The organism is Enterobacter sp. NFIX58 (assembly GCF_900110475.1).
Lineage (GTDB): Bacteria > Pseudomonadota > Gammaproteobacteria > Enterobacterales > Enterobacteriaceae > Enterobacter > Enterobacter quasiroggenkampii.
In genome coordinates this window covers 1403484-1423937 of the sequence record NZ_FODW01000001.1, presented here as the reverse complement: position 1 = coordinate 1423937, position 20454 = coordinate 1403484, and the positions used below count along the sequence as shown (strand labels likewise).

The window sequence follows — 20454 nt, the reverse complement described above, 5'->3', positions numbered from 1 at the left end:
TTGATGGGCTCCACAAATTGGGGACATCAAAGAAAAGCAGTGGCACTAGTTATGACTGCCCCCTGATAAAAAAGTTCTGCGCGTAACGAAAATTTTTTCAACCACGCGCAAACTTAGGAGTTATCCGAGTCCGGGCCAGATGATGATAATCAGCGTACCCGCCAGTGTCAGCAGCACGTTAGCGATAGCGTACGTGCCCGCATAGCCCAGCGCCGGGATGTTGCTGCGCGCGGTATCGCTGATGATTTCCATGGCAGGCGCACAGGTACGCGCCCCCATCATCGCCCCGAAGAGCAGGGCGCGGTTCATGCGCAGCACGTAGGCACCGAACAGGAAGCAGATCACCACCGGTACCAGGCTGACGATAAGTCCGGAAACCAACATCTGCCAGCCGACGGCGCCGAGGCTGTGACCAATCCCGCTGCCCGCGCTTAAGCCCACGCCCGCCATAAAGACCATCAGACCGAACTCTTTCACCATGTTCAGCGCGCCCTGCGGAATGTAGCCGAAGGTCGGGTGGTTCGCTCGCAGGAAGCCCAGCATGATCCCGGCGAACAGCAGCCCGGCGGCGTTACCGATGCCGAAACTGAAGTTGCTGAACTGGAAGGTGATCATCCCGATCATCAGGCCAACGATAAAGAAGGCGCAGAAGGCCAGCAGGTCGGTGACCTGGCTGTGAATGGAGATAAAGCCGATGCGGTCGGCCACGGTTTTCACGCGGCGGGCGTCGCCGCTGACCTGCAGCACGTCGCCTTTGTTGAGCACGACGTTGTCGTCGATAGGCATCTCAATCTGGCTGCGGATCACGCGGTTGAGGAAGCAGCCGTGGTCGGTCAACTTCAGCTGCGCCAGGCGGCGGCCCACGGCGTTATGGTTTTTCACCACGATCTCTTCGGTGACGATGCGCATGTCGAGCAGGTCGCGGTCAAACACCTCTTTGCCGTTACGGAAGCTCGGGTCGAGACGGGCGTGGGCGTCCGGGTAACCTACAAGAGCGATGTCATCGCCCATCTGCAGCACCGCGTCGCCGTCCGGGTTCGCCAGAATGCCGTTGCGGCGGATGCGTTCGATGTAGCAGCCCGTCTGGCGGTAAATCCCCAGCTCACGCAGATTTTTGCCGTCAGCCCAGGCAACCAGCTCTGGCCCGACGCGATAGGCGCGGATCACCGGGAGATAGACTTTACGTTTGGAGTCGGTATCCAGACCGCGCTCGCGGGCGATTTGCTGGGCGCTGGTCTGCAAATCCTGGTGCTGCAGTTTGGGCAGGTAGCGTGCGCCGACAATCAGGCTCACCAGACCAATCAGATAGGTCAGGGCATAGCCGAGGCTCAGGTGGTCGAGTGCGGTAGAAAGCTGCGCGCCGGCCATGCCGGAATGGCGCAGGGTATCACCGGCGCCCACGAGCACAGGGGTGGACGTCATGGAGCCTGCCAGCATACCGGCCGTTAACCCGATATCCCAGCCAAACAGTTTACCCAGCCCTAAGGCGATCAGCAGCGCGCTGCCGACCATTACCAGCGCCAGCATCAGATAATTTTTGCCGTCGCGGAAGAAAATTGAAAAAAAGTTCGGTCCTGCTTCCACGCCAACGCAAAAAATAAACAGCATAAAACCTAAGTTGAGCGCGTCCGTGTTAATGCTGAAGTGCTGCTGGCCTAATAATAAGGAGACGACTAAAACGCCAATGGAATTACCAAGTTGAACTGAACCCAGGCGCAATTTACCCAGGCAAAGGCCCAGCGCCAGTACCACAAATAATAACAGGATGTAATTCCCATTTAACAAGTCTGCGACGTTTATATTCACGGAGGCTAACTTCTTGTTTACCAGTAAGTTGTTGAATGAAAGGACTTTTTGGGCTACTGTTTTCTGGGTCAGGGAAAGGCGTTAACGCTCCCTGTTTCCTGCTTTATTCCCTAAAACATTAGCTGGCGTGTAGTTTAATCGTATTAGCTACTGACAGCTACTGATTATCGCATCACCCTGTGCGTACTTTGGCAAGGATTGCCGCATTGCTTTATCTGACTGGGCGTCTACCCGACGAAAGTGTATTTGATAGAGATAAGTCAGGAGGATAGTTTGAACATTAAACGAAACTGGGCGGGGGTGATCAGCTGCTTTTTGCTGTTCACGGTCGTATGCATGTCGCTTGCTTTTAACGTGAAAGGGGCATTCAGGGCATCGGGTCATCCGGAGCTGGGGCTGCTCTTTTTTACGCTGCCGGGGGCTGCTGCCAGTTTTCTCTCCCGTAAAGGGGAGGTGGTGAAGCCGCTGTTGGGTGCCATGCTGGCCGCGCCGCTCTGTTTGCTGCTGATGCGCTTGCTCTATATCTCAACGCGGAGTTTCTGGCAGGAGCTGGCATGGTTGATGAGCGCTGTATTCTGGTGCGCCCTTGGCGCGCTCTGCTACTTATTTGTGCGCAGTCTGCTTCGGCACCGACGGCACCACAAATAAAAACGCCCTCTCGGTGAGGGCGTCTTCACATTACTGGGCGGCAAACAGGCCCAGATGCTCTTTGGCGTACGCTTCAAAGTCCGTGCAGCCGCCGATGTGTTTCTGATCGAGGAAGATCTGCGGTACGGTTTCAACCGGCTTGCCGACGGTTTTTTCGAGATCCGCCTTCGTGATGCCTTCCGCGTGGATATCCACGTAGCGGAAGTTGAAGTCATCGCGCTCTTCGGTCAGTTTCTCAGCCAGCTCTTTCGCGCGTACACAGTATGGGCACCCTGGACGACCAAAAATTACTGCAAACATTTCTCTCTCCTCAAAAAACAAGCCTGACGGCGAATAAGACATATAGTGCCCGATAACCTGCCGCCATTAAAGAAGGTTTCGCCTGTCGCTTTGATACAGTCAGGCTATGTTTCGCCAATTACATCGCGCAAATCATTGCCTATACTGGCTGCAATACGTATTAAGCAAGACAAAGAGAGACAAGATGACACCCACGATTGACCTGCTCCGTTCCCACCGTTCCATTCGCCACTTCACCGATGAGCCGATTACCGAGGCGCAGCGTGCCGCGATTATTGACAGCGCCAGGGCGACCTCCAGCTCCAGCTTCCTGCAGTGCAGCTCCATTATCCGCATCACCGACCCGGCCATGCGCGAGCAGCTGGTGACGCTGACCGGCGGGCAGAAGCATGTGGCTCAGGCGGCCGAGTTCTGGGTGTTCTGCGCCGACTTCAACCGTCATCTGCAGATCTGCCCTGAGGCCGAGCTCGGGCTGGCCGAACAGTTGCTGCTGGGCGTGGTGGATACCGCGCTGATGGCGCAAAACGCCTTCACGGCGGCGGAGTCGCTGGGGTTAGGCGGTGTCTACATCGGCGGCCTGCGTAACAACATTGAAAGCGTGACCGAGCTGCTGAAGCTGCCAAAACACGTGCTGCCGCTGTTTGGCCTGTGCCTCGGCTGGCCTGCGGATAACCCGGATCTGAAGCCGCGCATTCCTGCGGCGATGCTGGTGCATGAAAACCACTATCAGCCGGTCGATCAGGATGTCCTGAATCAATACGATGAAGAGCTGGCAAACTACTACCTGACGCGCGGTAGCAATAACCGTCGCGATACCTGGACTGACCATATTCGTCGCACCATCATTAAAGAAAATCGCCCGTTTATTCTTGATTATCTGCACAAACAGGGCTGGGCGACGCGATAGTCCATTTATCCTGCGCCTGCCTGCGTATATGATACGCAGGCTTTTTCCATGTCTTCAGAGAGGTGCAGGGTGAAAATTGCCATATTGTCCCGGGATGGAACGCTCTATTCATGTAAGCGCCTGAGAGAAGCGGCGGCGAAACGCGGGCATCAGGTTGAGATCCTCGACCCGATGTCCTGCTATATGAACATCGACCCGGCCGCCTCGTCGATTCACTACAAAGGTCGCAAGCTGCCGCATTTTGATGCGGTCATCCCCCGCATCGGCTCCCAGATTACCTACTACGGCACCGCCGCGCTGCGCCAGTTCGAGATGCTGGGCAGCTATCCGCTCAACGAATCCGTCGCCATTTCCCGCGCCCGCGACAAGCTGCGCTCGCTGCAGCTCCTTGCCCGTCAGGGGATCGATCTCCCCGTCACCGGAATTGCCCATTCACCGGACGACACCAGCGATCTGATCGACATGGTGGGTGGCGCCCCTTTGGTGATCAAGCTGGTGGAAGGCACCCAGGGCATTGGCGTGGTGCTGGCGGAGACGCGTCAGGCAGCGGAGAGCGTGATTGATGCCTTCCGCGGGCTGAATGCCCACATTCTGGTGCAGGAGTATATCGAAGAGGCCAAAGGGCGCGACATCCGCTGCTTCGTCGTGGGAAACGAGGTGGTGGCAGCCATTGAGCGTCAGGCCAAAGAGGGCGATTTCCGCTCTAACCTTCACCGCGGCGGCGTCGCGCGTGTAGCCGATATCAGCGACCGGGAGCGGGAAATTGCGGTGAAAGCGGCGCAAACCCTGGGGCTGGACGTGGCGGGTGTAGACCTGCTGCGCGCAACGCGCGGGCCGCTGGTCATGGAGGTGAACGCCTCGCCCGGACTGGAAGGCGTGGAAAAAACCACAGGGGTCGATATTGCGGGTAAAATGATCTTATGGATCGAGCGTCATGCGACGCCGGGCTACTGTCTGAAAACGGGTGGTTAAATGGATTACCGCGCGCTTTTTAAGTACCCTATGCGAAGTTTTTATTAAAGAGGCTGCACAGCGATGGATTTACAGGTCGTACCTACACTGGATACGTTACGTCAATGGCTTGATGATGCCGGAATTACATTCTTCGAATGCGATTCCTGCCAGGCGCTGCATCTGCCTCATATGCAGAATTTCGACGGCATTTTCGATGCCAAAATCGATCTGATTAACGACGTGATCCTTTTCTCCGCGCTGGCCGAAGTGAAGCCCTCCGCGCTGCTGGCGCTGGCCTCCGACCTGTCGGCCATCAATGCCAGTTCTTTGACGGTGAAGGCATTTCTCGACATACAGGATGATAATCTGCCAAAACTGGTCGTTTGCCAGTCTTTATTCTCCGGGGCAGGGCTGTCGTTCAAGCAGTTCGCCTGGTTTATGCGCCTGAGCGAAGAGCAAATTTCGATGGTCATGATGGAAGCCAATGCACATCATCTGCTGTATAGCGCGGAAGATGATGCAGAGAATAATGATGCATCTCCCAATTTTCTTCACTAAGCCTGTCTGACTTTTGCGCAGTCGCTGCCATGGCGGCTGCAGAAGGCCATTTTTTCTGCTGCTTTTAACCTTCCTTTAAAGAATTATTCACCTCCCTGAAGGCCGTTTCGGCTTATCACGTAGACTTAACCTGCATAAAAAATTGATAAAAGGCGTTTTTTCGTCTGGGCTATAGCCGGAGACACGGGCTACAGTTATTCTTGCGATGCTTCAAAAAGCGAGCGGAAGCTGCCGGGTAAAGAGGTTTCTTTTTATTTTGAGCAGAGCGACAAACTATGCATGATTTTTGCATATATCCAGATTGCACAGTTTTAGTTCGTTTGTTAACGAGCTTTCAGAAGGAATAACACTATGATCGCCTTGAATAAAAAATGGTTATCGGGTCTGGTTGCGGGTGCTCTGATGGCCGTCTCTGCCGGCACGCTCGCTGCGGAACAAAAAACGCTGCACGTTTATAACTGGTCTGACTATATTGCGCCGGACACGGTCGCAAATTTTGAAAAAGAGACCGGCATTAAAGTGGTCTACGACGTGTTCGATTCCAACGAAGTGCTGGAAGGAAAACTGATGGCGGGCAGCACCGGGTTTGACCTCGTGGTGCCTTCCGCAAGCTTCCTCGAGCGCCAGCTGACCGCAGGCGTCTTCCAGCCGCTGGATAAGAGCAAATTACCGAACTGGAAAAATCTCGATCCGGAAGTGCTGAAGCTGGTGGCCAAGCATGACCCGGACAACAAATACGCGATGCCGTATCTCTGGGCGACCACCGGTATCGGTTTTAACGTTGATAAAGTGAAGGCGGCGCTGGGCCCGGACGTGAAGCTGGACAGCTGGGACGTGGTGCTGAAGCCGGAAAACCTTGAGAAGCTGAAAAGCTGCGGCGTCTCCTTCCTCGATGCGCCGGAAGAGATTTTCGCGACCGTGCTGAACTACCTGGGCAAAGACCCGAACAGCAATAAGGCGGATGATTACACCGGCCCGGCGACCGATCTGCTGCTGAAGCTGCGTCCAAATATTCGTTACTTCCACTCTTCCCAGTACATTAACGACCTGGCGAACGGCGACATCTGCGTCGCGATTGGCTGGGCAGGGGACGTATGGCAGGCGGCTAACCGTGCGAAAGAGGCGAAAAACGGCGTGAACGTCTCTTACTTCATTCCGAAGGAGGGGGCGCTGGCCTTCTTTGACGTCTTCGCGATGCCGGCTGACGCGAAAAACAAAGACGAAGCGTATCAGTTCCTCAACTACCTGATGCGTCCTGAGGTTATCGCCCACATCAGCGACCACGTTTACTATGCGAACGGTAACAAGGCCTCCGTGCCGCTGGTGAGCGAAGAGATCCGTAATAACCCGGCTATCTATCCGCCAGCGGATGTGTTCGCCAAGCTCTTCACCCTGAAAGTTCAGGATCCAAAAATTGACCGCGTGCGTACCCGCGCGTGGACCAAGGTGAAAAGCGGTAAATAACGGCGTTTGGTATTGCTGCCCGGTGGCGTTATCGCTTACCGGGCCTCTACAACCCGTAGGCCGGGCAAGCGTTAGCGCCGCCCGGCGATGCGCACCCTGACGGTGCGTTTGCACCAGTTTTGATCTCTACCGGAGAACACCCCGTGAATGACGCGATCCCCCGCCCGCAGGCGAAAGTCCGTAAAGCGCTGACCCCGCTGCTTGAAATTCGTAACCTCACCAAATCTTTTGATGGCCAGCATGCCGTGGACGACGTCAGCCTGACGATCTATAAAGGCGAAATTTTTGCCCTTCTGGGGGCCTCTGGCTGCGGTAAATCGACCCTGCTGCGCATGCTGGCCGGTTTTGAACAGCCCACCGCCGGGCAGATCGTGCTCGACGGCGTGGATCTCTCCAGCGTGCCGCCGTATCAGCGCCCGATCAACATGATGTTCCAGTCCTACGCACTGTTTCCGCACATGACGGTGGAGCAGAACATCGCCTTCGGTCTGAAGCAGGACAAGCTGCCGAAAGCCGAAATTACCGCGCGCGTGGCCGAGATGCTGAGCCTGGTGCACATGCAGGAGTTCGCGAAGCGTAAGCCGCACCAGCTCTCCGGCGGCCAGCGCCAGCGCGTGGCCCTGGCCCGCAGCCTGGCAAAACGCCCGAAACTGCTGCTGCTCGACGAACCGATGGGCGCGCTGGATAAAAAGCTGCGCGACCGTATGCAGCTCGAAGTGGTCGATATCCTTGAGCGCGTGGGGGTGACCTGCGTGATGGTGACCCACGACCAGGAAGAGGCCATGACCATGGCCGGACGTATCGCCATCATGAACCGCGGCAAGTTCGTGCAGATTGGCGAGCCGGAAGAGATTTATGAGCATCCGACCACCCGCTACAGCGCGGAGTTCATCGGCTCGGTTAACGTTTTCGAAGGGCTGCTGAAAGATCGTCAGGAAGACGGTCTGGTCATCGAATCGCCGGGGCTGCAGCATCCGCTTAAGGTTGATCCGGATAACTCGGTGGTGGATAACGTGCCGGTCTACGTCGCGCTGCGTCCGGAGAAGATCATGCTCTGTGAAGACCCGCCTGCTGATGGCTATAACTTTGCCGTCGGGGAAGTGGTGCACATTGCCTATCTGGGCGATCTCTCTATCTATCACGTGCGCCTGAAAAGCGGGCAGATGCTCAGCGCGCAGTTACAGAACGAACATCGCTATCGCAAGGGACAGCCGACCTGGGGCGACGAAGTGCGCCTGTGTTGGGATGCAGACAGTTGCGTTGTGCTGACGGTATAAGGAGCGGCCAATGAGTACACTTGAACCTCCAGCCCGCGTCGAAAAGCCGGGCGGCTTTGCCCACTGGCTGACGCGCATGCAGATGAAGCACGGCCGCAAGCTGGTGATCGCCATGCCGTACGTGTGGCTGATCCTGCTGTTCCTGCTGCCGTTCCTGATTGTTTTCAAGATAAGCCTGGCGGAAATGGCGCGGGCGATCCCGCCTTACACCAACCTGCTGGACTGGGCCGACGGGCAGCTGACGCTGACCTTAAACCTGGGTAACTTCCTGCAGCTCACCGACGACCCGCTCTATTTCGAAGCCTATCTGCAGTCGCTGCAGGTGGCGGCGATCTCGACGCTCTGTTGTCTGGTGATGGGCTACCCGCTGGCGTGGGCGGTGGCGCACAGCAAGCCGTCGACGCGAAATATCCTGCTGCTGCTGGTGATTTTACCGTCGTGGACCTCGTTCCTGATCCGCGTTTACGCGTGGATGGGGATCCTGAAAAACAACGGCGTGCTGAATAACTTCCTGATGTGGCTCGGGGTTATCGATCAGCCGCTGACGATCCTGCACACCAATCTCGCGGTCTATATCGGCATTGTGTACGCCTATCTGCCGTTTATGGTGCTGCCGATCTACACGGCGCTGACCCGTATCGACTACTCGCTGGTAGAAGCGTCGCTCGATCTCGGTGCCCGTCCGCTGAAAACTTTCTTCAGCGTCATTGTCCCGCTGACCAAGGGCGGGATTATCGCCGGGTCGATGCTGGTCTTTATCCCGGCGGTGGGGGAGTTTGTGATCCCGGAACTGCTCGGCGGGCCTGACAGCATCATGATTGGCCGCGTGCTGTGGCAGGAGTTCTTCAATAACCGCGACTGGCCGGTGGCCTCGGCGGTGGCGATCGTGATGTTACTGCTGCTGATCGTGCCGATCATGTGGTTCCACAAGCATCAGCAGAAACAGATGGGAGATCACGGATGAACAACTTACCGGTAGTGCGCTCCCCGTGGCGAATTGCGATCCTGGTCATCGGCTTTACCTTCCTGTATGCGCCGATGCTGATGCTGGTGATCTACTCGTTTAACAGCTCCAAGCTGGTGACGGTCTGGGCAGGCTGGTCGACGCGCTGGTACAGCGAGCTGTTCCACGATGATGCGATGATGAGCGCGGTGGGGCTGAGCCTGACCATTGCGGCGCTGGCGGCGACCATGGCGTCCGTGCTGGGCACGATCGCCGCGCTGGTGATGGTGCGCTTCGGGCGTTTTCGCGGTTCAAACGGCTTCGCCTTTATGATCACCGCTCCGCTGGTTATGCCAGACGTGATCACCGGTCTCGCGTTGTTGCTGCTGTTCGTGGCCCTGGCGCACGCCATCGGCTGGCCGGCGGACCGCGGGATGCTCACCATCTGGCTGGCGCACGTAACCTTCTGTACCGCCTATGTCGCGGTGGTGATCGCCTCGCGCCTGCGCGAGCTGGATCGCTCCATTGAAGAGGCGGCGATGGATCTCGGCGCGACGCCGCTGAAGGTCTTTTTCATCATCACGCTGCCGATGATTATGCCGGCGGTGATCTCCGGCTGGCTGCTGGCGTTTACCCTGTCGCTCGACGATCTGGTTATCGCCAGCTTTGTCTCCGGCCCGGGGGCGACGACGCTGCCGATGCTGGTTTTCTCCAGCGTGCGCATGGGGGTCAACCCGGAGATCAACGCCCTGGCCTCTATCATCCTCGGCGTGGTCGGAATTGTCGGATTTATCGCCTGGTATTTGATGGCGCGCGCGGAAAAACAGCGCGTGCGCGATATCCAGCGTGCAAGACGCGGCTGAAGGATTTAAAATTTCCAGTGATGTGCCGCGCATGACGCGGCACTGTTTTTCAGGGAAGTAAAACATTGGGATTATTAAAAAAATCACGTATTACGCATGCGCGTCCTAACGTACCTGCACTGGTTCAGGTGGCGGCGCTCGCCATTATTATGATCCGCTGCCTGGACGTGCTGATGATTCTGAATACCCTGGGTGTGCGCGGCATCGGTGAATTCATTCACCGCAGCGTGCAGACGTGGAATCTAACGCTGGTCTTTTTGAGCAGTCTGGTGCTGGTGTTTATCGAGATCTACTGCGCGTTTTCGCTGGTTAAAGGGCGCAACTGGGCGCGCTGGGTCTATATGCTGACGCAGATTACCGCGGCGAGCTATCTGTGGGCCGCTTCGCTGGGGTATGGCTACCCGGAGCTGTTCAGTATTGCCGGTGAGTCCAAACGCGAGATCCTGCGCGCGCTGTTTATGCAGAAACTGCCGGACATGCTGGTGCTCTTTCTTCTCTTCGTTCCGGCCTCCAGTCGACGGTTCTTCCGCCTGCAATAATGTGTATACACGTCATCCTTCAAGCCGTCTCTGCGTTGGCCGCGTCTGTTCACCCCAGTCACTTACTTGAGTAAGCTCCTGGGGATTCTCAGACTTGCCGCCTTGATACAACTTGAATGATTTTGTGTATATAATCGCAGCCCTCGTGATTTTTAAGGTTTTCATATGCAGTGCGCACTCTATGACGCCGGACGCTGCCGCTCCTGTCAGTGGATAGAACAACCGGTCTCTCAACAACTCACCGCCAAAATGGCCGACCTGCAACAGCTGCTGGCAGAACACGCGGTGGGCGAGTGGTGCGCACCCGTCAGCGGCCCTGAGCAGGGCTTTCGCAATAAAGCCAAAATGGTGGTCAGCGGCAGCGTAGAAAAACCGCTGCTGGGGATGCTGCACCGCGACGGCACGCCGGAAGACTTAACCGACTGCCCGCTCTATCCCGCTTCCTTTGCGCCGGTCTTTGCCGCACTCAAGCCGTTTATTGCCCGGGCAGGGTTAACGCCCTATAACGTGGCCCGCAAGCGCGGCGAGCTGAAATACCTTCTGCTGACGGAAAGCCAGAAAGACGGCGGCATGATGCTGCGCTTCGTGCTGCGCTCTGAAACTAAGCTGTCGCAGTTGCGCGCGGCGCTGCCGTGGCTGCAGGAACAGCTTCCGCAGTTGAAGGTCATTACGGCGAACATTCAGCCGGTGCATATGGCGATCATGGAAGGGGAGAAAGAGATTTTCTTCACCGACCAGCACGCGCTGGCTGAGAGCTTCAACGGCGTGCCGCTGTGGATCCGCCCGCAAAGCTTCTTCCAGACCAACCCGACCGTGGCAAGCAGCCTGTACGCCACCGCCCGCGACTGGGTGCGTGCGTTGAACGTTCACCACATGTGGGATCTGTTCTGCGGCGTGGGCGGGTTTGGTCTGCACTGCGCCACGCCGGAGATGCAGCTCACCGGCATTGAGATCTCTGCCGAAGCGATTGCCTGCGCGAAGCAGTCCGCCGCCGAACTGGGGTTAACGAATCTGCACTTCCAGGCGCTGGACTCCACGCAATTCGCAACCGGCCAGGGCAACGTGCCGGAGCTGGTGCTGGTCAACCCGCCGCGCCGCGGCATCGGCAATGCGCTGTGCGACTACCTGAGCCAGATGGCGCCAGAGTACATCATCTATTCCAGCTGCAACGCGCAGACCATGGCGAAAGACATCGATCAACTACCGGGCTATCGCGTTGAACGCGTTCAGCTTTTTGATATGTTCCCGCATACCGCGCATTATGAAGTGTTGACGTTGCTGGTGAAAACGCACTAATCCTCAACATTGCCCGGTGGCGCTGCGCTTACCGGGCCTACGATCCGGAGTAGGCCGGGTAAGGCGTAGCCGCCACCCGGCTTTGTTTGCTCAACCCAGGAATGCGACTCCCGCCTCTGTTTTAAGCCAGCGTGGCGCTTTCAACTGGTCGGCAAAATAGCCTGTCAGCTCAAAGAGCAGATCACCCATCACGCGGGCTGACTCCGGCGCAAGTACCCCCCCTATTAAGAGTTGCGTAATCTCCTCACAATAACGGCACAGTTGATCAGGCTCCGCGTTGAATGCAGGTTCTCTTTCTGGGAAAACGTCCACCGTTAATCGTTCATACAAATGCTCCGGCACAGGTTCCAGCAGCATCGGGCGGAGCAAGGCAAGACAGGTGGCGAGGCGGCCACAGAGCGCGATTTTTCTGGCAGGATCGGTTTCTTCAACCAGCGCTTCGCAGTAGCGCTGGCAGTTGTCGGCCAGATCGGTGAAATCGGTATTGTGATTAACAGGAAGTGTGAGAAGTGTGTCTGAAAAAGACGAGACGATCGACATATAAACATCCTCAGTATGTTGGTTTGTTACCTTCCAAATCTTCAACAAAATGTGAACTCTTCATCCCGGCGAAATCAGGTAAGCTTACGTCATAAGAAATGAATGAAGGCTTACCCATGAAGCAGATCCTGCTGGTGGAAGACGACCACGATATCGCGGCGCTTCTGCGACTCAATTTAGAAGACGAAGGCTACGCCATCACCCACGAGCCCGACGGGGGCAACGCCCTGCAGCGTCTTGAAGCCCAGACGTGGGATGCGGTGATCCTCGACCTGATGCTACCCAACGTGGACGGTCTGGAGATTTGCCGCCGCATCCGTCAGATGACGCGCTACCTGCCGGTGATCATCATCAGCGCCCGCAGCAGCGAAACCGACCGCATCACCGGGCTGGAAACCGGCGCCGACGACTATCTGGCAAAACCGTTCTCCGTGCAGGAGCTGATTGCGCGTATCAAAGCACTGTTTCGTCGCCAGCAGGCGATGGGGCAGGCGCAAACCGACGGACACATTCAGGCGCACGGACTGACCATCGATCCGCTGGCGCGCAGCGTGCTGCTTCACGGCCAGGTGGTGGACCTCACCCCGCGCGAGTTCGAACTGCTCTACTTCTTTGCCCGTCATCCCGGCGAGGTGTTCTCCCGTCTGGCGCTGCTGGAGCAGGTCTGGGGCTACCAGCATGAAGGCTACGAGCACACCGTCAACACCCATATCAACCGCCTGCGCATCAAGATAGAGAAGGACGCCGCCGAGCCGGAGATCATTCGCACCGTCTGGGGCAAGGGCTACAAATTTGCGGAGCCGCAGCATGATGCGTCGCTTTAGCCTGAGCCAGCGCCTGACGCTGCTCTTCATCCTGCTGATGATGCTCTGCGCCGCCGTCGCCTGCGCGGTACAGCTCTACAGCAGCATGCAGTACGGTAATGCAATGGTGCAGCGTTTGTCGGGTGGGCTGGCGCAGCAGATCGTCCAGCGCGAACCGATTCTTGACGCGCAGGGCCGGGTCGACCGCAGCGCGCTGAAACCGCTGTTTGGCCGGCTGATGACCTTCAATCCGAGCGTTGAGCTGTACGTCATCTCTCCTGACGGCGATATCCTCGCCGACGCCGCACCGCCGGGCCATATTCAGCGGCAAAAAATCGACCTGGCGCCGGTGCAGAGCTTCCTGAGCGGCACCGCCATGCCGGTACTGGGCGACGATCCGCGCAGTCAAAATCAAAAAGTCTTCAGCGCCACGCCGCTGCGGCAGGACGGCGAGCTAAAAGGCTATCTGTACATCATCTTGCAGGGCGAGGAGTCAAACGCTCTGGCGGAAATGGCCTGGCACAAGGCGCTGTGGAGTACCGTCCTGTGGTCACTGCTGTGGGTCGCGCTGTTTGGGCTGCTGGCAGGGCTGCTGGTCTGGTACTGGGTCACGCGTCCGGTCAAACAGCTGACGGTGGAGGTCGCCGGGCTGGAGCAGGACAGCATGAGCGCAATCAGGCTGCTGGCGGCACAGACGCCGGACGCGGCGGCAAAAGATGAAGTGGCGATCCTGCGCAACAGCTTTATCGAGCTGGCGCGCAAAATCACCCAACAGTGGGATCGGCTGGCCGACAGCGATCGCCAGCGTCGGGAGTTTATCGCTAATATTTCGCACGATCTCCGCACGCCGCTGACCTCACTGCTGGGCTATCTCGAAACTCTGTCGCTCAAATCCGCCACCCTGACGCCGCAGGAACACCAGCAGTATCTCGCAACCGCGCTGCGTCAGGGGCAAAAAGTCCGGCATCTTTCGCAGCAGCTGTTTGAGCTGGCGCGCCTGGAGCACGGCGGCATTAAACCCCAGCGCGAGCGGTTCGCGATGGCGGAGCTGATTTCCGACGTGGCGCAGAAGTTTGAGCTCACGGCCCGCACGCGAGAGGTCAATCTCCATATTGACGTACCGGGGCCGCTGCCGATGGTAAACGCCGATGTGTCGATGATTGAACGCGTGGTGACCAACCTGCTGGATAACGCGATGCGCCATACGCCGGGCGGCGGAGAAATTCGCCTGGCGGTGTGGCAGGAAAATGAACAGCTGCAGGTCGAAGTGTCCGACAGCGGAACGGGCGTGGATGCCTCGCTGCGCGACGATCTGTTCCAGCGGCCGTCGGCGCTCAATACCCAGGCCTCGCGGGAGAATCGCGGCGGGTTGGGGCTATTAATCGTGAAACGGATGCTGGAGCTGCACGGGGGCGGGATCAGGCTAATGGAGTCGGTGAGCGGGGCACGGTTCAGGTTCTTTGTGCCGTTATGAGAGAGTGCCGGGCGGCGCTGCGCTTACCCGGCCTACAAATCCCCCCCGTAGGCCGGGTAAGGCGAAGCCGCCACCCGGCAAAAGACATTACTGCGGGAACCACTGATCGCTGATTTTCTGGTACGTACCGTCCGCTTTAATCGCTTTCAGCGCACCGTTCAGTTTTTCCAGCAGGGCTTTGTTATCCGGACGTACCGCGATGCCGAGGCCCGTGCCGAAGTACTGCGGATCGGTCACTTTTTCCGTTGCGGTGCCCAACTGCGGGTTGGTTTTGAGCCACTCGTTCACCACGGCGGTGTCGCCGAAGACGCCGTCGATACGGCCATTTTTCAGGTCGATAATCGCGTTCTGGTAGCTGTCATAGGCCACGGTCTTCACTTCAGGATGTTTGTCCTGCAGGTATTTCTGGTGCGTGGTGCCGTTTTCCATCCCGATGCGTTTGCCTTTCAGCTGATCGAAAGAGGTATACGCGCCTTTCTTCGCAATCACCACCGCCGAGTTGGCGTAGTACGGGTCGGTGAACGCCACCTGCTTGCTGCGCTCAGGCGTGATGTCCATCCCGGAGATCACCGCGTCGTATTTTTTGAACTTCAGCGACGGGATCAGGCTGTCAAAAGCATGGTTAGTAAAGGTGCAGTCGGCCTGCATCTGTTTGCACAGCGCTTTCGCCAGATCGATATCGAAACCGACGATCTGGTTGCTGGCATCCAGCGACTCAAACGGCGGATAGGTGGCGGACACGCCGAAATTGATTTTTTCCGCAGCGGATGCGCCAGCGGCGAAGGTGGCGAGTAATGCGGCCAGAACTAACTTTTTCATTGTAATGCTCCCGTCTGTCTTATTGATGCGCCGTGTCTGCGGCCTGGATGTACAATGCCAGTTAATGAATTTATATGCAATAAAAATGATTAAGTATTATTTTTATCGCAAAAAAAAGCGGATAACCCATTAGGTTACCCGCTTTATGAATACCGTTTTATGCATTCGCGTGGTTAATTTCTGCGCTCAAACGCCAGCGCTTTACGCTCAATCAGGCGCATCATCAGCGTCAGCAGACCGTTCACCACCAGATACACCACGCCCGCCGCGCCGAACACCATTACGTCATAGGTGCGTCCATACAGCAGCTGTCCGTGTCCCATCACTTCCATCAGGGTGATGGTGTAGGCCAGCGAGGTACTTTTGAACACCAGCACCACTTCGTTGGAATAGGAGGAGAGGGCGCGCTTAAAGGCGTACGGCAGCAGGATTGCCAGCGTGTCTTTCTTGCTCATGCCCAGCGCCCCGCAGGACTGCCACTGGCCTTCCGGGATGGCGCGGATCGCCCCGTAGAACAGCTGGGTGGTATAGGCCGCGCTGTTCAGCGAAAGGGCAATCAGGGCACACAGCCACGGCTCAGAAAGCAGATGCCAGATAACCGGATACGCCTGCAGCGACGGGAACTGGCCCGGGCCGTAGTAAATCAGGAAGATCTGCACCAGCAGCGGCGTACCGGTAAACAGGGTGATGTACCCGCGCACAATCCACACCAGAACAGGCGTTTTCAGCGTCAGGATGATGGTGAAGATGAGCGCCAGGATCAGCGCCACGATAATGGACGCCACGGTCAGCGTCAGGCTGGTGTGCAGCCCTTTCATCAACTCGGGAAAGTATTCAAGCATCAGCCTGGTCTCCGTTCAAAGCGCGTCGCTCGCAGGTCAATACGCTTGAGGATGTACTGACTGAGCAACGTGATCACCAGGTAGATCGCCGCCGCCACAATGTACCAGGTAAACGGCTCCTGGGTACGGGTGGCGATGCTTTTGGTTTGCAGCATCAAATCGTTAACGCTAATCAGGCTCACCAGCGCGGTATCTTTCAGCAGCACCAGCCACTGGTTGCCGAGCCCCGGCAGGGCATGACGCCACATCTGCGGCATCACCAGACGGAAAAAGATGGCGGATTTCGACAACCCTAACGCCTGGCCCGACTCCCATTGTCCCTGCGGCACGGCTTTCAGCGCACCGCGCAGGGTTTGCGACGCGTACGCGGAGTAGAGCAGGGAGAGGGCAATCACGCCGCACAGGAACGGGCTGACGTCGAAGTTTTCGATCTGCATCTGCACCGGGATCTGCGCAAAGCCGAGATTAAGGGTGAAGCCGTCCGACAGCGTCAGCAGCAGCTGTGAGGAGCCGAAATAGATAAACAGGACCACCAGAATTTCCGGTAGCCCACGCAGCACGGTGACCAGCGCGGAGCCTGTCCAGGCGACAGGGAACCATTTCGCGGATTCCCACACCGCAAAGAACATCGCCAGCACGAGGCCGATAATCAGTGCGCAAACGGCAAGGCCGACGGTCATCCCGGCGGCGCTTGCTAAAGGAAAAATTTCATTCATCAGGAATTACTTCTGGAACCATTTTTTGTAGATGGTTTCGTAGGTGCCGTCTTTCTTCACTTTTTCCAGCGCAGCGTTGAATTTCTGCTGCAGCTCAGTGTTGCCCTGACGAACGGCAATCCCCAGACCGGTACCGAAGTAATCCTTATCGGTCACTTTGTCGCCCACTGGCGCCAGCTTGTCGTTGGCTTTCAGCCACTCGGTCACCACCGCGGTATCACCAAATACGCCGTCGATACGGCCATTTTGCAGATCCAGCTTCGCGTTCTGGTAGCTGTCATACGGAACGGTGGTGATTTCCGGATGCTTATCCATGATGAATTTCTGGTGCGTGGTGCCGTTCTGCACGCCCACTTTCTTGCCTTTCAGCTGATCGACAGAGGTGAATTTACCTTTCTGACCAATGAACAGGGCGGAGTTGTCGTAGTAAGGGGTGGTGAACAGCACCTGCTTTTCACGCTCGGGGGTGATGTCCATACCGGCCATCACGGCGTCGATACGGCGGAACTTCAGGCTTGGGATCAGGCTGTCGAACGCCTGGTTGCTGAAGGTACAGGTTGCATCGATCTCTTTACACAGGGCGTTAGCCAGGTCCACGTCGAAGCCCACAATTTTGTTGTTCGCATCAATGGACTCAAACGGAGGGTAAGAGGCTTCCGTCGCGAAACGAATGGTCTGGGCTGCGGTAGCAGAAAGGGTAACGCCAGCAAGCAGCACGGCAAGTAATACTTTTTTCATTATATTTCCCCTGACACAATCAATGAGATAAATAGTTTTTGAAGGCATCGGTTTGCGGGTTAGCGAAGCAGCTCGCATCACCTTGCTCAACGATATACCCATTTTCCATGTAGACCACACGGCTGGCGGTTTTGCGCGCCACTTCCACTTCGTGGGTGACGATAACCTGCGTAATGTTGGTTTCCGCCAGCTCGCGAATGATGCTCACGATCTGGGCGGTGATTTCCGGATCCAGAGCCGCCGTTGGTTCATCAAACAGCAGCACCGCGGGTTCCATCATCAGCGCACGGGCAATGGCCACGCGCTGCTGCTGACCACCGGACAGGTGCAGCGGGTAGCGGTCGCTGTAGGGCTTAAGGCGCAGACGCTCCAGCAGCTTTTCGGCACGCGCAATGGCCTGATCCTTGCTTAACCCCAGCACGCGGCAAGGGGCTTCAATCAGGTTCTGCAGCACGGTTAGGTGCGGCCAGAGATTGTATTGCTGGAAGACCATGCCGACGTTTTGACGCAGTTCGCGAATCGCCTTATCAGACGGCGTCTTCGCGAAATCAAAATGGTTTCCGGCAATCGCCAGCGTACCTGAACGGGGCATCTCAAGCAGATTAAGAACACGCAGAAGGGAGCTTTTACCTGCACCGCTTGGGCCAAGCAAAACCAGCGTTTCGCCTTCCGGGCAGTTTAGCGTGATGTCAAACAGCGCCTGGTGTGCGCCGTAGAAGCAGTTAATGCCGTTTAGTTTAATACTCATCGGGGCAGTCTTTACTCATCCAGGCAATCTATAGCAATTGAGGCCGCAGATAGTACCGTTGACAGAATAGTTATGCAATATTTCTGCGTTAAAAGTTAAATATAACCCGTATTTCCTCTTAAACATAGCACAAAATAGCGAACGGCAAGGTCGGCGAGTATAAATGTCGGCATTCCGCAAGAAATGCCGGACATTTTACGGGGGTAACATTTTTATCATTGATGAATCAGCGGTTCTCAATCGACTGGCGAAGCGTGCCTGCCGGGGCATGAACGCTGCCGCCCACGTAGCGTACGTCGTCCACCGCCCAGCACTGTCCTTCACGGATCATCAGCACTTCGTCCTGCCAGGTTTGGGTGCCCTGCGTCAGCTTCACGCGCAGCGGAATATTACGGGCATCCGTGTTCGGGATGGTTGACGCGCTGGCCACTTCGGCGCTGTCCGGTAGCGTGGTGCGACTGGAGAAGGGATCGGATTTCAGCAGCGCGTTGTGCTGCGGATCGCGGGTGGCATCATTAAGCAGTTTTGCCAGGCCATCGCTCAGATACGGGCGCAGGCCGGTGAGATCGTTGCTGCGGTGCTGGATGCGATAATCATAGAACTGCTGCGCCACGGTGTCCGGGCCGCCCTCAATGCAGGGGCCGCTGCGGGTACCAATATCCTTAAAGGCAGGCGTGACCGTGGTGGTACAGGCGCTGAGCACCAGCGCGCAGGGCACGAAAAGTGTTAAAGCTGAATAGCGCATGTTGATTTCCTTATTTATTAACTATCCTTTCAATCATAGCGTAACGAACCGATAATGCTGTGCCTAAGGCATTGAACGCTAAAGAAGGAGAGAAACCATGCAGTTTTCAACAACGCCAACCCTGGAAGGGCAGACAATTACCGAGTACTGCGGCGTGGTCACCGGCGAAGCGATTCTCGGCGCCAATATCTTCCGTGACTTTTTTGCCGGTATCCGCGATATCGTGGGTGGCCGCTCGGGTGCATACGAAAAAGAGCTGCGCAAAGCCCGCGAAATCGCCTTCAAAGAGCTCGGCGAGCAGGCGGAAGCCCTCGGCGCGGATGCGGTCGTGGGGATTGATATCGACTACGAAACGGTCGGTAAAGATGCCAGCATGCTGATGGTGAGCGTGAGCGGTACGGCGGTGAAAACCCTGCGATGACGCGTTTGTTTGCCACCTTCCTGCTGGCGCTGCTGCTGGCAGGATGCGTCACGGAAAAGGGGATCGTTGATAAAGGCGCCTACGAGCTGGATACGCGTCATCAGGCGCAGGCGGCTTACCCGCGCATCAAGGTGCTGGTGATCCACTACACCGCGGATGATTTTGACAGCTCGCTGGCCACGCTGACGGATAAAAACGTCAGCTCTCACTATTTGATCCCTGCCAGCCCCCCGGCGGCGGACGGCAAGCCGCGCATCTGGCAGCTGGTGCCCGAGAGCGAGCTGGCCTGGCATGCGGGCATCAGCTTCTGGCGCGGTACAAACCGCATCAACGATACCTCTGTCGGCATTGAGCTCGAGAACCGCGGCTGGCAAATGCGCGACGGCGTGAAAACGTTTACTCCGTTTGCCCCTGCGCAGATTGCGGCGCTGGTGCCGCTCGCCAAAGACATTATTACCCGCTACAACATCAGACCTGAAAATGTGGTGGCCCATTCGGATATCGCCCCGCAGCGTAAAGACGATCCCGGTCCGCTGTTTCCGTGGCAGCACCTGGCTCAGCAGGGGATAGGTGCCTGGCCCGATCCTGCCCGCGTGGCGTTCTATATCAATGGACGGCCGCGCTATCAGGAGGTCGAACGAGAGGCGCTGCTCGATGTGCTGAAGCGCTATGGCTACGAGGTGCCGGACAACGCCACGGAACAGCAGCAGAAGAGGGTGATCTGCGCGTTTCAGATGCACTTCCGCCCCGCGCTGTGGAACGGTGTGGCTGACGTAGAAACCCTGGCCATCGCCGAGGCGCTTTTAGAGAAATACGGGCAGGGGTAGTCCTTCAGGACTGCCCCCTGACCAGGTCATATTACCTTATTTTCTATGAGATTAATCTTAAGTACATTCTCAATTCATTTTTAGTTAATTGACTTAAAAATACCCTCATTTAAGATAGACGTATAGCTTGCTAAGTAATAACAAAAAATAACACCTGCTTATTGCTCTTACTTCACTTCTTCCAGAAGTTTTTATCAGGATTATACGAATAGTTCGGTGGTTCCAC

The 20454-nt window shown here is 56.9% G+C and carries 23 protein-coding genes; 14 read left to right on the top strand and 9 right to left on the bottom strand.

The window, feature by feature from the left end; genetic code table 11:
* Window positions 1–120: 120 nt before the first annotated feature.
* Window positions 121–1806 carry an aspartate:alanine antiporter gene (locus BMW97_RS07010; protein WP_014169303.1) on the bottom strand — a complete coding sequence of 562 codons (1686 nt, stop codon included), beginning with the start codon at window positions 1804–1806 and terminating at the stop codon, window positions 121–123.
* A gap of 273 nt (window positions 1807–2079) precedes the next feature.
* Between BMW97_RS07010 and BMW97_RS07005 the strand changes: the two genes are divergently transcribed.
* Window positions 2080–2454, top strand: a complete 375-nt coding sequence (locus BMW97_RS07005) for an inner membrane protein YbjM (protein WP_024907859.1) — start codon at window positions 2080–2082, stop codon at window positions 2452–2454.
* 30 nt (window positions 2455–2484) lie between these two features.
* On the opposite strand, the gene BMW97_RS07000 is transcribed toward BMW97_RS07005, so the two are convergent.
* A complete protein-coding gene (locus BMW97_RS07000) occupies window positions 2485–2754 on the bottom strand; it encodes a GrxA family glutaredoxin (protein WP_006809455.1) in 270 nt (89 codons plus the stop codon).
* Between the two features lie 184 nt (window positions 2755–2938).
* Here BMW97_RS07000 and nfsA point away from each other — a divergent pair, with 184 nt between their 5' ends.
* The 9 genes from nfsA (at window position 2939) to rlmC (ending at window position 11555) form a co-directional block, all read left to right on the top strand.
* Window positions 2939–3661, top strand: a complete 723-nt coding sequence (gene nfsA, locus BMW97_RS06995; RefSeq protein ID WP_045908437.1) for a nitroreductase NfsA — start codon at window positions 2939–2941, stop codon at window positions 3659–3661.
* A gap of 69 nt (window positions 3662–3730) precedes the next feature.
* Window positions 3731–4633 (top strand): 30S ribosomal protein S6--L-glutamate ligase, encoded by a 903-nt coding sequence (gene rimK, locus BMW97_RS06990; protein WP_045908436.1) that lies wholly within the window; start codon window positions 3731–3733, stop codon window positions 4631–4633.
* 63 nt (window positions 4634–4696) lie between these two features.
* Entirely contained in the window at window positions 4697–5173 is a 477-nt protein-coding gene (locus BMW97_RS06985; RefSeq protein ID WP_003858385.1) for a YbjN domain-containing protein, read from the top strand.
* A 351-nt stretch (window positions 5174–5524) separates the two neighbouring features.
* Complete coding sequence (gene potF / locus BMW97_RS06980; RefSeq protein WP_045908435.1) at window positions 5525–6637, top strand: spermidine/putrescine ABC transporter substrate-binding protein PotF; 1113 nt, start codon at window positions 5525–5527, stop codon at window positions 6635–6637.
* Between the two features lie 143 nt (window positions 6638–6780).
* Window positions 6781–7914, top strand: a complete 1134-nt coding sequence (gene potG / locus BMW97_RS06975) for a putrescine ABC transporter ATP-binding subunit PotG (RefSeq protein WP_021240929.1) — start codon at window positions 6781–6783, stop codon at window positions 7912–7914.
* A 10-nt stretch (window positions 7915–7924) separates the two neighbouring features.
* A complete protein-coding gene (potH, locus tag BMW97_RS06970; protein WP_024907854.1) occupies window positions 7925–8878 on the top strand; it encodes a putrescine ABC transporter permease PotH in 954 nt (317 codons plus the stop codon).
* Window positions 8875–9720, top strand: coding sequence for a putrescine ABC transporter permease PotI (gene potI / locus BMW97_RS06965; protein ID WP_008503447.1), 846 nt, complete (start codon window positions 8875–8877; stop codon window positions 9718–9720). Before potH ends, potI begins: the two co-directional genes overlap by 4 nt.
* 65 nt (window positions 9721–9785) lie before the next feature.
* On the top strand, window positions 9786–10259 hold the full coding sequence (locus BMW97_RS06960) for a YbjO family protein (RefSeq protein ID WP_045908434.1): 474 nt from the start codon (window positions 9786–9788) through the stop codon (window positions 10257–10259).
* 165 nt (window positions 10260–10424) lie between these two features.
* Window positions 10425–11555 carry a 23S rRNA (uracil(747)-C(5))-methyltransferase RlmC gene (rlmC, locus tag BMW97_RS06950; protein ID WP_045908433.1) on the top strand — a complete coding sequence of 377 codons (1131 nt, stop codon included), beginning with the start codon at window positions 10425–10427 and terminating at the stop codon, window positions 11553–11555.
* A 90-nt stretch (window positions 11556–11645) separates the two neighbouring features.
* On the opposite strand, the gene BMW97_RS06945 is transcribed toward rlmC, so the two are convergent.
* On the bottom strand, window positions 11646–12095 hold the full coding sequence (locus BMW97_RS06945) for a hypothetical protein (RefSeq protein ID WP_045908432.1): 450 nt from the start codon (window positions 12093–12095) through the stop codon (window positions 11646–11648).
* 116 nt (window positions 12096–12211) lie between these two features.
* On the opposite strand from BMW97_RS06945, the gene BMW97_RS06940 reads away from it, so the two are divergent.
* Together BMW97_RS06940 and BMW97_RS06935 are read left to right on the top strand one after the other, a co-directional pair.
* On the top strand, window positions 12212–12919 hold the full coding sequence (locus BMW97_RS06940) for a response regulator transcription factor (RefSeq protein ID WP_025912904.1): 708 nt from the start codon (window positions 12212–12214) through the stop codon (window positions 12917–12919).
* Entirely contained in the window at window positions 12903–14372 is a 1470-nt protein-coding gene (locus tag BMW97_RS06935) for a sensor histidine kinase (protein WP_045908431.1), read from the top strand. The genes BMW97_RS06940 and BMW97_RS06935 overlap by 17 nt, the downstream gene beginning before the upstream one ends.
* An 87-nt stretch (window positions 14373–14459) precedes the next feature.
* Here BMW97_RS06935 and artJ read toward each other — a convergent pair whose 3' ends face one another.
* The 6 genes from artJ to BMW97_RS06905 form a co-directional block, all read right to left on the bottom strand.
* Window positions 14460–15191, bottom strand: a complete 732-nt coding sequence (gene artJ / locus BMW97_RS06930; protein WP_045908430.1) for an arginine ABC transporter substrate-binding protein ArtJ — start codon at window positions 15189–15191, stop codon at window positions 14460–14462.
* Window positions 15192–15364: 173 nt separating this feature from the next.
* Window positions 15365–16033, bottom strand: coding sequence for an arginine ABC transporter permease ArtM (artM, locus tag BMW97_RS06925; RefSeq protein ID WP_028012513.1), 669 nt, complete (start codon window positions 16031–16033; stop codon window positions 15365–15367).
* Window positions 16033–16749 carry an arginine ABC transporter permease ArtQ gene (artQ, locus tag BMW97_RS06920; protein WP_025756069.1) on the bottom strand — a complete coding sequence of 239 codons (717 nt, stop codon included), beginning with the start codon at window positions 16747–16749 and terminating at the stop codon, window positions 16033–16035. Before artQ ends, artM begins: the two co-directional genes overlap by 1 nt.
* Before the next feature lie 6 nt (window positions 16750–16755).
* Window positions 16756–17487 (bottom strand): arginine ABC transporter substrate-binding protein ArtI, encoded by a 732-nt coding sequence (gene artI / locus BMW97_RS06915; protein WP_008500032.1) that lies wholly within the window; start codon window positions 17485–17487, stop codon window positions 16756–16758.
* A 19-nt stretch (window positions 17488–17506) separates the two neighbouring features.
* Window positions 17507–18235 carry an arginine ABC transporter ATP-binding protein ArtP gene (artP, locus tag BMW97_RS06910; RefSeq protein ID WP_008500030.1) on the bottom strand — a complete coding sequence of 243 codons (729 nt, stop codon included), beginning with the start codon at window positions 18233–18235 and terminating at the stop codon, window positions 17507–17509.
* A gap of 226 nt (window positions 18236–18461) precedes the next feature.
* Window positions 18462–18980 (bottom strand): lipoprotein, encoded by a 519-nt coding sequence (locus tag BMW97_RS06905; protein ID WP_045908429.1) that lies wholly within the window; start codon window positions 18978–18980, stop codon window positions 18462–18464.
* A 97-nt stretch (window positions 18981–19077) separates the two neighbouring features.
* Here BMW97_RS06905 and BMW97_RS06900 point away from each other — a divergent pair, with 97 nt between their 5' ends.
* Together BMW97_RS06900 and BMW97_RS06895 are read left to right on the top strand one after the other, a co-directional pair.
* Window positions 19078–19401, top strand: coding sequence for a heavy metal-binding domain-containing protein (locus tag BMW97_RS06900; RefSeq protein WP_023310944.1), 324 nt, complete (start codon window positions 19078–19080; stop codon window positions 19399–19401).
* On the top strand, window positions 19398–20228 hold the full coding sequence (locus tag BMW97_RS06895) for an N-acetylmuramoyl-L-alanine amidase (RefSeq protein WP_045908428.1): 831 nt from the start codon (window positions 19398–19400) through the stop codon (window positions 20226–20228). The genes BMW97_RS06900 and BMW97_RS06895 overlap by 4 nt, the downstream gene beginning before the upstream one ends.
* The last annotated feature ends 226 nt before the right edge of the window (window positions 20229–20454 follow it).